The 13,396-nt window shown below is 33.4% G+C and carries 14 protein-coding genes; 4 read left to right on the top strand and 10 right to left on the bottom strand.

The features are described 5' to 3' along the window. Positions 1-9: 9 nt before the first annotated feature. From panB to J3U56_RS05390, 5 genes are all read right to left on the bottom strand, one after another. Positions 10-852 (bottom strand): 3-methyl-2-oxobutanoate hydroxymethyltransferase, encoded by an 843-nt coding sequence (gene panB, locus J3U56_RS05410; RefSeq protein ID WP_267366966.1) that lies wholly within the window; start codon positions 850-852, stop codon positions 10-12. After that, positions 849-1,691 (bottom strand): Rossmann-like and DUF2520 domain-containing protein, encoded by an 843-nt coding sequence (locus J3U56_RS05405; RefSeq protein ID WP_267332611.1) that lies wholly within the window; start codon positions 1,689-1,691, stop codon positions 849-851. Before J3U56_RS05405 ends, panB begins: the two co-directional genes overlap by 4 nt. Positions 1,692-1,984: 293 nt before the next feature. After that, complete coding sequence (locus J3U56_RS05400; RefSeq protein WP_267366963.1) at positions 1,985-3,523, bottom strand: hypothetical protein; 1,539 nt, start codon at positions 3,521-3,523, stop codon at positions 1,985-1,987. A gap of 338 nt (positions 3,524-3,861) precedes the next feature. After that, positions 3,862-4,317, bottom strand: coding sequence for a DNA polymerase III subunit chi (locus tag J3U56_RS05395; RefSeq protein WP_267348181.1), 456 nt, complete (start codon positions 4,315-4,317; stop codon positions 3,862-3,864). A 12-nt stretch (positions 4,318-4,329) separates the two neighbouring features. After that, positions 4,330-5,811, bottom strand: a complete 1,482-nt coding sequence (locus J3U56_RS05390) for a leucyl aminopeptidase (protein WP_267366961.1) — start codon at positions 5,809-5,811, stop codon at positions 4,330-4,332. 138 nt (positions 5,812-5,949) lie between these two features. Here J3U56_RS05390 and lptF point away from each other — a divergent pair, with 138 nt between their 5' ends. Then, positions 5,950-7,050, top strand: a complete 1,101-nt coding sequence (gene lptF / locus J3U56_RS05385) for an LPS export ABC transporter permease LptF (RefSeq protein ID WP_267332607.1) — start codon at positions 5,950-5,952, stop codon at positions 7,048-7,050. A gap of 12 nt (positions 7,051-7,062) precedes the next feature. Further along, a complete protein-coding gene (lptG, locus tag J3U56_RS05380; RefSeq protein ID WP_267366959.1) occupies positions 7,063-8,127 on the top strand; it encodes an LPS export ABC transporter permease LptG in 1,065 nt (354 codons plus the stop codon). Between the two features lie 723 nt (positions 8,128-8,850). On the opposite strand, the gene msrB is transcribed toward lptG, so the two are convergent. The 3 genes from msrB to msrA are packed head-to-tail and all read right to left on the bottom strand — an operon-like array spanning position 8,851 to position 10,412. Continuing rightward, positions 8,851-9,288: a peptide-methionine (R)-S-oxide reductase MsrB gene (gene msrB, locus J3U56_RS05375; protein WP_323849451.1), complete on the bottom strand. Its 438-nt coding sequence runs from the start codon at positions 9,286-9,288 to the stop codon at positions 8,851-8,853. 54 nt (positions 9,289-9,342) lie between these two features. Beyond that, positions 9,343-9,861, bottom strand: coding sequence for a cytochrome b (locus tag J3U56_RS05370; RefSeq protein WP_267366957.1), 519 nt, complete (start codon positions 9,859-9,861; stop codon positions 9,343-9,345). Further along, positions 9,861-10,412 (bottom strand): peptide-methionine (S)-S-oxide reductase MsrA, encoded by a 552-nt coding sequence (msrA, locus tag J3U56_RS05365; protein ID WP_267332604.1) that lies wholly within the window; start codon positions 10,410-10,412, stop codon positions 9,861-9,863. Before msrA ends, J3U56_RS05370 begins: the two co-directional genes overlap by 1 nt. A 149-nt stretch (positions 10,413-10,561) precedes the next feature. Here msrA and J3U56_RS05360 point away from each other — a divergent pair, with 149 nt between their 5' ends. After that, a complete protein-coding gene (locus J3U56_RS05360) occupies positions 10,562-10,834 on the top strand; it encodes a DksA/TraR family C4-type zinc finger protein (RefSeq protein WP_267332603.1) in 273 nt (90 codons plus the stop codon). A 62-nt stretch (positions 10,835-10,896) separates the two neighbouring features. Here J3U56_RS05360 and J3U56_RS05355 read toward each other — a convergent pair whose 3' ends face one another. Beyond that, complete coding sequence (locus J3U56_RS05355) at positions 10,897-11,538, bottom strand: DUF421 domain-containing protein (protein WP_267366954.1); 642 nt, start codon at positions 11,536-11,538, stop codon at positions 10,897-10,899. Between the two features lie 470 nt (positions 11,539-12,008). On the opposite strand from J3U56_RS05355, the gene J3U56_RS05350 reads away from it, so the two are divergent. Further along, positions 12,009-12,545, top strand: coding sequence for a DUF2165 domain-containing protein (locus tag J3U56_RS05350; protein WP_267332601.1), 537 nt, complete (start codon positions 12,009-12,011; stop codon positions 12,543-12,545). 97 nt (positions 12,546-12,642) lie between these two features. Here J3U56_RS05350 and J3U56_RS05345 read toward each other — a convergent pair whose 3' ends face one another. Next, complete coding sequence (locus J3U56_RS05345; RefSeq protein ID WP_267366952.1) at positions 12,643-13,392, bottom strand: SDR family oxidoreductase; 750 nt, start codon at positions 13,390-13,392, stop codon at positions 12,643-12,645. Positions 13,393-13,396: the final 4 nt, after the last annotated feature.

Raw genomic sequence — 13,396 nt, 5'->3', positions numbered from 1 at the left:
TCTTCCAAGCTAGTTTGAAAATTCAGATTTGAGTTTAGTCATGATCTCATCACCAATAGCAAACTCATGAATAGGTGCAGGGAATTGTTGCTGTTTAACTTCTTGGCAATAATCCGCAAATGCCTGTTTCATTTGGTCCCCCATTGGGGCAAAAGATTTAACAAATTTGGACGATACACCATCATACATAGATAACATATCTTGATAGACTAAAACTTGCCCATCACAACCATGACCTGCACCAATCCCAATAGTAGGAACGCTAACAAGTTCAGTTATGAATTTAGCTAAATCGGCAGGTACACATTCGAGTAAAATTGCCGCAGCACCTGCCTGTTCAACAGCTAAAGCATCTAAAATAATCGCTTTCGCTGCTTGGTAATTTTTACCTTGTACTTTGTAACCACCCAATGCTAATACTGATTGTGGCATTAAGCCAATATGAGCAATAACCGGTATAGAAGCTTGCGCTATCATTTTGATATGTTCGCAAAAAGCCTGCCCACCTTCAAGTTTAACGGCTTGAGCATTGCCTTCTTGAATCAATCGACCAGCATTATACACTGCATCATAAACAGAAGCATGGTAAGACATAAACGGTAAATCGGTTACAACTAAAGCCGTTTTAGCCGCTCTAGCAACAGCTTTTGAATGATGAATCATATCCTCCATGGTGACCGATACAGTGCTATCATATCCAAGCATAACCATGCCTAGGGAGTCTCCAACTAACAGACAATCAACACCACTTTCATCCATTAGTTTTGCGGTAGTATAGTCATAAGCTGTCAACATCGTAATTTTTTGTTTATTTTGTTTATATTTTTGTAAAGTAAGGATAGTATTTTTCAAGGTAACAACTCCAATTCTAATTGTCGATAGTCCTTATTGGGATGTTTTTGTCGACTAATATTAAGCAAAATAGTCGATAATTGTTGATAAATTGGTTTGAGCTCATTTGGCATTGCCATCATATGTTGCTTAATGGTTTCAATATCGTTACGCTCTACAGGTCCAGTTAATGCATCAATGACACCCGCTTTACAAATGTTGTTAGCATTACCAAGAAATAGAGGATGCCAAGCTTGTTCACTAAACTCTTTATCTAATCCACATTGATTAAGTAAATCTACACCTATTTGTACCAGAGCTAGCACTTGATTACTTAGCATGACACAAGCAGCATGATATAGTGGCTTTTTATTTGCTGAAAGAATTGCCAAGCGATTAGGTAATAGCGCTAAAAAACGTTGTAATTGGTCGATAATAGCTTTATTTGCTTCGAGTGTAAAAGAGACGTCCGACATAGCATTATAGCAATCGAACTTATCATAAATAGCGTATAAAGGGTGTAATGAAAAAGCAAATGGATGCACAACTTTATTTTGCTGAAATATGTGTGATGTCAATAAGCCACTACAATGGCCAATCCATTTATTGGTAATAGGTAATTGACATAAATCATGCCAAACAGAAGCAATTTGACCATCAGCTACTGTCACCAATAAACAATCGCAATCATTCACTAAATCAGCTAAAGATGAATAGGCATAAGATTGAGTAAAATCACTTGCTTGTTTGGCATGTTCATAAGTTCGGCTATAAAAGCCTGCAACTTGCAAACCAGATAAACTAAAATATTTCGCTAGTGTGCACCCAACTTTACCTGCTCCAATAAAACCAATAATCATATAAATACATCAATTTTAAAATGATCTGCATTATAACTGAATCGCCTTAATATTCAATGCGATTGATATAATCGACTCTAATAAAATTTCAATCACTATCTAATTGAATGATATGGCATTGAGTTGCTAGTTATTCTTTGATATTTTGTCAAATAAAACCACTAATTTAGGTTATTTTTTAAGCTAAAAAAATTGGCAAACCTAATATCGTAAAACGATATTAGGTTTGCCATTATAACTTTATAAATAGAGCATTTATTTTAAGCTAATTATACAATTTAAATAAAAAATAATTACGGCGTGACGCATCCTGTTAAATAATTAGGCTCTTCATCACCTCGATTACCTATAACGCCATTTCTTGCATCCACAACATAATGATTTTGATCACTTCTTAAATCCGATGTCCAATAATAAGCACCTCCAAAATAGGGATCATGATAATTATCCCAATCACTACCAACATAATAATCATTCGTTACACTTCCCCATTCAGAAAATAAGCCACCCATCCACTGTCCACTACTATTTCGGTAACTAATTAATCGTCGATCTACTTCTTTCACACCCGGTACGCCATTATTCCAATTAATATTATTACCACTTCCATCGGTTACTCGATTCGAATTGGTCAAATCCAAAACCCCTGGTAATCGGTAACCTCCATTTAATGAGTTACATCTATTTTCTGAATTCAAATAACCCCCTGAGGCACCAGGAATACCAATATACCAGCGCGATATCGTAAAGGTATAAAAAACGATAGATTTATCTCTATTCGCATATAATCTAAATGTGGAAGGTGTAAATACGCCACCATTACTCGATAAAGATGGACCTTTTAGGGTTACACGCAATAAACCGCCATAATTACTCAAACTTAAACTCACACCACTACCAGACACTTGTCCAACGCTACTCCCATTGATATTTATTAGTTCATCAGCAGATAATCCAGCAACTTTCAAATCAAAAAATAAATTATTTGATCCCGTTGTTGGAAAGTTATTTTGTGGATTGTTAGGATCATAAGAATAAAATCCTTTTCCATACTTCCAATTATCTCCAACATCTTCTTCGCTCGCTAAATTGGGTTTTGCATAGCAAAATTTTGCAAGTGAATCAACGTTCGGATAAAGATAATAACTTTTACTTCCACCTTGAAACATACTAGTATTTGGTATGCCATATTGTGTTGATATAAACCCAACTACGGGTGTAGATAGCGTCAACTGGTAAGGTGCATTACAGCCTTCTAATTCACTATTGAAATTACTTTTTACAAAATCAGTTATGTTATTTCCCTCATAATCATACCAATTTAACGCTATATTCCCAGTAACCGCTGGTTGACCATCACCATCTCTGTCCCCCCAGTAATTCGATGCAGTAATAATCTGTGTTAATGACTGTTGTGGATAACTTGAGTTTTCATTAGGAGGTGAAACAAACGTTTTAATATCAGAAAACTTTGCTTTACCTGTAACAAGCTGAATAGGATTTGATGAGGTTGAAACATCATTATCAGGCGCGACTTTTGTGCCATCGGGCAATATTATTCTTAAAAGAGGGGTAATATCAGTATCTTTGGTTAAGCCGTTGAATGATATATAAGGGGCATTACCTTTAATTGCATTAACCGATTGTGCTGACAAAGCCGAAGTGTGATTGATAAAAGTAAATAGACTTAAAAATAATAATAGATTTTTATTTTTTAAAAAGTTGCCAAGTATTGATGAATTATTGGCTGGCTGGCTGGCTGGCTGGCTGGCTGGCTGGCTGGCTGGCTGGCTGGCTGGCTGGCTGGCCTCTAATCCCTTATATTTTAACATATTAGCATATCCTTTTCTATTTTATTTACTTTTTTTATTAATTTTTAATTAAGATTAATAATCTGCGAAAGTATAAATAACTGCAGATGGCTGAGCAACAAGAAATCTGAGATATTTGTTAAGATTTGTTAACTTCAATCATTATCAATCTTCACCAAAATAACGGAGAGTAAACAAAATAAAAAGATAATAAACATCTGTCATTTTCTTATATAAAATGACAGAATAACAAATAGATGATAGTAAAAAAGTATTAAATTTTCATCAATACAAAACGCGAATTAGTGATGTTAATTACCCAATTTTTTATATAGTTTAACGAGTTAACTCAGTATTTTTTATTCACATAACACAGGGATAGTTTTCAAATTAAACCCCGCATCTTTATAAGATTTGTATCTTTCTCGTGCAAGCGATTTTAATCGCTCATCAATCGGAACAAAATCTATAATATTATGGTAAACAGCAGAAAAATCAGGAAATTGCTCTTGCAAGTTAATTAAGATTTGTCGATTACCATTACTGCGCTTTTGCGGCCAACAAATTTCAACAGGTGATCCGCCTTTCATGCCTTCACCTGCTAAATTATGGGGTACAAAATTATCTGTATCTAATTGCCAAAGATACTCATCAATTCTCTCTGCTTGCGTCTGATCATGACAAGTTACAAGTATACGTTGATTGTTTTGATATGCTTCAACAATTTTTTCACAAGCAAGTTTTTCATGATATAAAATACCTGATTGATCTGCTTGTGTCTGGTTTTGTAAAAGATAGAAAATGACTTTTTTCATAATAAAATGAATTTACTGAGCCATTAAATATTCAACTAACATCGCCACCGGTCGACCAGTCGCACCTTTACTCGCGCCAGATTTCCAAGCGGTTCCTGCTATATCTAAATGCGCCCATTGATATTTTTCAGTGAATCGAGACAAAAAACATGCAGCAGTAATCGTCCCACCATCGCGACCAGCAGCATTCACAATATCAGCACACGTTGATTTAATTTGATCTTGGAAATTATTATCAATTGGCAACGCCCAAGCTTTATCATCAACGTTATTTGATGCAGTAACTAATTGAGCAACTAATTGTTCATTATTACCCATCACACCAGTATAATGATGGCCTAAAGCAATAATACAAGCCCCAGTTAATGTTGCAATATCGATAACAGCTTTAGGTTGATATTTTTCAACATAGGTTAGTACATCACATAACACCAAACGACCTTCTGCATCGGTATTAATCACTTCAACCGTGATACCTGACATAGTGGTTAAAATGTCCCCAGGGCGGTAAGCATTACCATCTGGCATATTTTCACAACCCGCCATGACACCAACTACATTAATAGGTAGTGCTAGCTCGGCTACGGCTTGCATCACCCCATAAACAGTTGCTGCACCACACATGTCGTACTTCATTTCGTCCATACCGGCAGCGGGTTTAATTGAAATGCCACCTGAATCAAATGTTAATCCTTTACCAACTAAAACATAAGGTTGAGCATTTTTGTCTTTGGCACCGTTGTATTCAATAACGGTCATAATTGATTCGTTCTCTGAACCGCGACCTACCGCTAAATAAGCATTCATATTTAATTTAGCTAACTCTTTTTCGCCTAGGCACGACACGTTTAAAGATGTGTGCTTTTTACCCAATTTTTTACCTTGTTCAGCTAAATATTGGGCATTGCATACATTAGATGGCATATTGGCAATTGTTTTAGTTGCATTAACCGCTTCTGCAATAATTTGACCTTGTACTAAATAATTTGTAATAGATTTAAGCTGTTTTTTATCACTGGATACTAATGTTATTTTATTTAAACTTGGTAATGGAGATTTTTTTGATTTGAATTGATCAAAATTATAAGTTATATCGTTAATAATTTGGGGTAATTGCTTAACGATATCGTGATTAATGGTTGAGCAAATCGTTAATAAATCCCAACTAATATTTTTAACTTTCTTTTCAATTAATGTTGTAATAACGGCTTTAATTGTAGTTTTAGCTCGAGCTAAATCGAACTCTTTTAATTTACCACATCCAACAAATAATAATTTTTGTTTTAAATTATTTGAACCAGAATATAAAAATGCCGTTTTACCCAGTTCACCGCTGATATCTTCTGATTTAATTAATTGCTGAATAAAACCATTAGTAGCATCATCAACTTCTTTCAATATTGCAGACTTAGTTTTGTCGTCGTTAACAGCAATAACTAAACATTCTGATTTTTGATCTGTGATAGTAAGGCTATTTTTAATTAAAATTTCCATAAGGATTCTCTTATATTATATTCGTTGTGATTACTAATATTTTATCGGTTCATTTGGGGATAGCAACAAAAAGATAACTAAACAAAACAAATCAGATTATAATAGGCAAATTTATAGAAACGTTTAGATAGGTTAAATGTGATAATTCGTCGATATTTAGTTAAAGAAACATTAAAAACACAAGGGGCAATACTGTTTATTTTGTTATTAATTTTCTTTTCACAAAAATTAATTAGAATATTATCCAGTGCTATTGAGGGCAATATTCCACGTGATTTGATTATGCCTTTACTGGTTTTAGGTATTTCTAATATGGCCGATTTAATTTTACCTTTGAGTCTTTTTCTTGGCATTTTAGTGACTTTTGGCCGGTTGTATTCTGATAGTGAAATGGTTGCTATGCAAGCTTGTGGTGTAAAAAAGAATTTAACCTATCAAGTTGTATTTTTTCTATGTATATTGACTTGTGCATTAACCTCAATAAACTGCCTTTGGTTTGGGCCTTGGTCGAGTCTTAAACAAGATCAATTAATTGAAAATGCTAAAATTAATCCTAGTTTAGCGGGGCTTTTAGCGGGTCAATTCCAACAAACACCAGATGGTAATTCAGTCATTTATATCAACAGCGTCAATAATAATGCCTTAGATAAAGTATTTATTGCACAAATCAATCCTAAGAACAACCAACGACCTTCAATTATTATTGCTAATAAAGGTAAAACCGGTCATGATGATGATGGTAACCAGATTATTACATTAGAAGATGCCAATCGTTATGAAGGTACGGCGCAGTTAAAAGATTTTCGGATATCAAATTTTCATAATTATTTAGGCATTATAAAGCCCAAAGAGCTGGATTCTATTGATGATGAAAAAACCGATGTCCAACAATTGAGTTTAACAAATTTAATCCAAACTAAAACACTGAAAGCAGAAGCTGAATTTTATTGGCGACTAACACTTATTATTTCTGTCCCACTTATGGCATTTTTAGTTATACCGCTAAGTGTTTCTAACCCTAGGCAAGGTCGCTTGGCACAAATTTTACCCGCCCTATTGCTGTATTTGATTTATTTTCTATTAGCAAGCTCTATTAAAGCAAATGCCGGTAAAGGTCGATTAGATCCCGCCTTATGGTTTTATATCATTAATTTAATTTATTTTATAATAGCTTTGTTTTTAAACTGTTGGGATAACTTATTTATGCGTAAACTTCGTTTAAAATATATTGCATCATAAAGGAGAAAAAGGATGTTTTCGATTTTAGATCGCTATATTGGTAAAACTATTTTAAGCACAATTGGTATTTGCCTATTTTTATTAATTAGCTTATCGGGCATTATACGTTTTATCGACCAATTAAGAAAAATAAAAGTTGACTATGATGCTTTTGCTGTGGGTATCTATTCTTTATTAATGGTACCAAAAGATTTAGAGATTTTTTTCCCTATGGCTGCATTACTAGGTGCATTAATAGGTTTAGGTATATTAGCGTCTCGTAGTGAGCTAATTGTCATGGAAACGTCTGGATTTAGTCGTTTTAAAATAGCATTAGCCGTGATGAAAACAGCATTACCATTAGTGATTTTAACAATGGCGATTGGTGAATGGGTTGCTCCCGTGAGTGAACAAACTGCTCGTAATATGCGATCTGAAAAATTATATGGAAATTCATTAATGGCGCAACAAGGTGGTTTATGGGCAAAAGATGGCAACGATTATGTATTTATCGGCCATGTCAATAATGATAACTCCATTTCTAATATTGATATTTATTCAGTAGATAATAATAAATTATTATCAATTACTCACGCCGAAAGTGCTGTATTTAAGGATAACATATGGACTTTATTGCAAATTGAAAGAAATGAACTAACCCAACCAAACAAAATAATTGGTAATAATATGGTATCGATGCCATGGAAAACAAACATCACACCAGACAAACTTAATATTGTTGCTTTCGATCCTGATTCACTATCTGCTTCTGGACTTTACCAATACGCCCAATATTTAAAAAGTTCAGGTCAAGACACTAAATATTATGATCTACTTTTCTGGAAAAAACTTATTAAACCGATTTCTGTTGCAGTCATGATGTTATTAGCACTTTCGTTTATTTTTGGGCCTTTACGTAGCGTATCGATGGGAGTACGTGTCATCATTGGGATAAGTTTTGGATTTATCTTCTATATTGCCGATAATCTTTTTGCACAAGCAAGTATCGTTATGGGTATCTATCCTGTGATAGGATCAATGTTAACCAGTTTAGTTTTTTTAATTATCAGCTATGTTTTATTTAAACGTAAGAATTAGCTAGCAATTTTTATATTGTTCATCCTTAATGATAGAGATAACAAGTATTTTAAAAAATATTTTTGCGCATCATTCAGTAAACACGTATGCAAAATATTTAAGCTTTTTATCTCTATTTTAATCATCTCATTGTAGCTTTGTTATAAAGAAAAACTAAAAATCATAACATTGCTTTCTCCTAATTAGTAAAAACAAAAAATTATTAAGCCAAAAACTCATCAGCATTGCGCTAAAAATATTTATCTTGATATCAGTCAATATTTAATCCAAAAGTTAACAGGATAATTCTATTTCAGAATTAAGCTTTCCTATTCACATATGTTATTAAAGTATAGTCGAAACCAGTGAGCACGTTTAAAAAACAGAACAATTGCAACAGAAATGCTTTCGCTATGGATTAAACATGAGTATTAACCGAAAATTTAGTAAGATTTAAAATCTAGTCATCAAAATAGAATGATGCTAGTAAAGTTAAATAGACAACGAGATATCGTAATAATCACTTTTATGCTAATTTATCTTTATTAAGACACCCATCATGTTGATCTTCATTGTTAGTATTTGAGATGTTATTTTAAAAAAAAGCATTTAACTGATAATCTAAATTGCTTTAATGGTTTTCGATAGCGAATGTATTGACAAACCTATCTAATAAAATTGATTACAAAAAAGCTGAAAATCCTACCAATCGTCGATACGATGATAGGATTAAAATTATTCAAATTACTCAAAAAGCGGTAAGTATTGACCATAACCTGCTGCTTGAAGTTGTTCTTTCGGTATAAAGCGTAAAGCGGCAGAATTGATACAATAGCGTAATCCTCCTAATGATTTTGGACCATCATCAAAAACATGACCAAGATGGGAATCGGCTTTTAGTGAACGCACTTCAGTACGATGCATGCCATGACTTTGATCTAGTTTTTCAATAATGCTTTTGTTATCAATCGGTTTACTAAAACTTGGCCAACCACAACCAGAATCAAATTTATCTAAGGAGGTAAATAATGGCTCTCCCGAGACTATATCGACATATAAACCATCTTGGTGATTTGCATTGAATTCATTTTCAAAAGGCGGCTCAGTACCATTTTGTTGAGTAACATAATATTGCATCGGACTCAATGCTGACACTGCTTTTTCTTTCATTAACTTATTCATAATGCACCTAACTATTTTAAAGAGTTAAACATCAATTAATGGTAAAAATTGGCTTTACAGCATCGATTGTAATACTTTATCTTTCATCCCGAAATAATGATACAAGGCTCCTGCAATATGTAAAACCAAAAATATTGCTAACAAATAGCAACCTAACAGATGAGCACGATGAAAAAACATATACCCCGCGTTTGGCATATCGATAGCAGGAATTGAGATGACCCCAAAAACATTAAGATCATGACTACTCATCAAATACCCCGACAATGGAATTAAAAGCAATAAAATATAGATAAATCCTTGTATTGATTTTGACAAAATTCGTTGTAATTTTTTATCATAGGGCAAAACATTAGGTACGTCCTGTTTGATGTTGATATAAATGCGCCAAATCGTCAATAAAAATACCACTAAGCCAAAAGATTTATGCAGTAAATAAATAGAAAACATTCCGCCTAAAAATTGCGACAAAGTGATTTTAAATAGTAACAGTGATACCACCATACAAACCAATATCGCAGATAGCCAATGGTTCCATTTTTGACAAGCACTATATTGAGGATAATTTTGCATTATTTATTCACCTTTGGACTGTTTTTATCTAACCAATGTTTGGATATAAAGTGAGAACGTCCAGAGAGTTGATAATAACGGTCATAATGTTGTGATTGTTTTTTATAGTAGTTTTGATGATACTCTTCTGCTGGATAAAATACGACAGCAGGTTCTATCTTCACTTGAATAGGACTAGAAAATCGGTGACTGTCTTCCAATGCCTGTTTAGATTCTAGCGCGAGTTTATGCTGAAATTCATTATGATAAAAAATAACGGGACGATAAGAATCGCCTCTGTCAGCAAATTGACCGCCTGCATCAGTTGGATCAATTTGTTGCCAAAAAATATTCAACAACGTTTTATAGCTAATTTTTTTCGGATCAAAAGTGATTAAAACCGCTTCGGTATGACCTGTATCACCTTGACAAACTTGTTGATAAGTAGGATTAGCTACTTGCCCCCCCGTGTATCCTGACACCACATCAATTACACCTTCATATTTATCAAAAGGTTTTACCATACACCAAAAACAACCACCTGCAAAAGTTGCTTGTTCATATTGTTGCATATAAACCTCCAATTAAACGATATTAATTAAAAGCGTTGCCAGTTACATAATACCACCATTACTGCAAACATCTCTATTATTAATCACTTTTTTTTACTTGAAAATGATTAAATTATCACCATATTGAGTTGTAAGGGGGGAATTCCATCATGGCAAGTGGCTGGGCATCGGATGATGCAGTTAATCAACAAATTGAAGGTACTATTGCAGATGCAATAGAAAACGCAAGGCGTCAATTAAATCAAGGTTTAGAAAGTGCTCATTTTTGTATTGAATGTGGCGATCCTATACCCGAAGCACGGCAATTAGCTTTACCGGGGGTTCAATATTGCTTAGTTTGCCAGCAAAATATAGATAAAACTTTAGCTAAGACGGCAAATTTATATAATCGACGTGGTAGTAAAGATAGCCAATTACGTTAGAATTTATTAAGGTGGATAGTTATTTATCCACCTATTTATAAAATAAATTCAATAAATTATGCTTATTTATTTACTTTATCGTAAGGATAAATAATTAATTTATTATCAAACCATTCAGCACAGAAAATGTCTTCTGATTTTTCATAACCCTGTTTCTTAATTTCCTCTTTAACCCAATCTTCGTTTTTATTTAATTCTTTCAAGTTTTCTTGGCTTATTTTTCCTTCCTCAATCACAAGTACGGCGATATCTTTTTCACCTTTTTTGATAATAGTTAATGATCCATTCAATTCGTACCAGACATGTTTTAATTCAGTAAAAGTACAAATTCCCTGTATATTGATTAAGGTTTCAAAATCTCTAACGGGTAAATTGGCTTTGATAAAATTATCGGTTAATAACTTCCCATTTTTAACTAACCGAATAGGCGTACCATCAATCGCATCTCTTAAATGTGAATTTTTTGATTTAATAAATCGAATTAAAACTAATAATCCAGCCCAAATGGCGACAAGTCCAGAAGCTTGTAAAGCAGAGACAGTTGGACTAAGTAAAGCACCACCAACAAGCGCACCAATGACCATACTCCCAACCTGATCTAACTGAGACATAGGGGCAATTTGACTTTTACCAGACAATTTGACATAAATAAGTAAAATGACTAAGGCCAACAAAAACTTGGGGGCCATCTCTAATAAATACATACCTAACCTCCAGACACACTTTGTAATATTATGTAAAAAAATAAAAGTTACTGAATCTTTAATGGGTTAAAATCGATTTACTTGATAGGTATAACTTGCTAATTAATTTGAAAATAAAATGACTGATTTAACGAATAACATCACTAGTCATCTTTTACTATTTGCATGATTGAGAAACATAGTTTCACGCTTAAATATTTTGACTAAGCGAGCCCAGTCATGCTACTAATAAATAAAAAAAATAGCAACATTAGCTGTTATTAAAATGTTTCTATCAATGTTCAACTCTTCGTTTTTTTATTTTAAATACCTGATAATATTTCTTCGATTAATCCGAGTATATATCAGGCTTGTCACTAAATCATTTGTTTGTATTGATTTGTCAATTACCTAAGTGTAAATTGTGACGTTCTAGTGTCAATAACAGTGCGTGATTGACAAATTTTATTGAATATTAAAAAGGTTTGGATGTGAAAGATTTATTAAATTTAATTGGAATTCAACAACTTTTAAAAGCAACAATTGCCTTTACCGTTGGTTTTTTTTGTGTATTGGTCGGATATGACAATATTATTGATTTTAATACTAATTATGCCTTTGTAAAAAGTGTATTATCGATGGATACGATGGAACCATTTTTTTCGGGAAGTCCTGCTATGACGTCTAGAGCGATCAGTAATACAACGCTCCATTTAATTGGATATTGGGTAATAATTATAGGTGAATTACTTACCGGTTTAGTCTGTCTATTTGCTTCGCTTTATATGTTTGCATCCATCAACAAATCTCGATTTGTGAATGGACAAGTGATTTATTTAGTTGGTGCAACGCTAGCCATTTTAATTTGGTACTTTGGTTTTGCTGTCATTGGTGGTGAATATTTTTCCATGTGGGCTAATAAAATGAACGGGCAATCCAAAGCTTATACATTTGCAACATTTATCTTGATCACTGCGCTGTTTGTTTATATGCCTTTATTAAAAAAAGACGATAAACTATCGGATTGAATTCAAACCAACTTTTTATATAACGATATGGATTTTTACGCTTTTTAATTTTAATTAAAGCGTAAAATCCATATCAAAAAATAGCCTGTTAACTTAGCTAAACTTGCTGACAACTAGGACGAATGATAATCTCATTCAAAGTAGTATCTACAGGTGAATTAATAGTAAAAGCAATCACTTGAGCAATGCGTTCTGGAGCAATAGCGACTTGTTGATAAAGTTTATCAATAGATGGCTTAATATCTTGGTCGGTAATAGTATGAGTAAGCTCAGTTGCAATTGCGCCAGGTGATATTACACTGACTCGTATATTACTCTTTGCCAAGGCTTCTTCTTGTCTTAAACTATCGCTAATAGCTAACACCGCTGATTTTGTTGCACTATAAACACCACCGCCAGGATGAGTTAAATGCCCTGCTATAGATGAAATATTAATAAAATGACCTTGTTTCTTTTGTCGCATCGGTAATAATGCTGCGGCAATGCCATATAAAGTACCTTTAATATTAACATCGATCATTTTTTCCCATTCATCGACTTTTAATTTATCAAAAGTTGATTGTGGCATTAAACCGGCATTATTGATCCAAACATCAATTTGACCATATTCATCCAGCGCTTTTTTCGCTAACATATCAACGTCATTTCGTTTTGTCACATCCGTTAATTGATAAGTCGCAATGCCACCAGCAGAAAAGATCTCAGCAACGATTTTCTCAAGTTTATCTTTACGCCTTGCGCCTAATACAATTTTATTACCTTGGGCTGCAAGTAATTTAGCTGTAGCTTCACCAATACCACTCGATGCACCTGTTATGACAATAACCTTTTGTGAATTTTGCTTCATTATT

It is taken from the genome of Gilliamella sp. B2824, from assembly GCF_026536245.1.
Classification (GTDB): Bacteria; Pseudomonadota; Gammaproteobacteria; order Enterobacterales; family Orbaceae; genus Gilliamella.
Note: the sequence above shows the minus strand (reverse complement) of the source record. Positions and strands in the feature narration are given on the sequence as shown.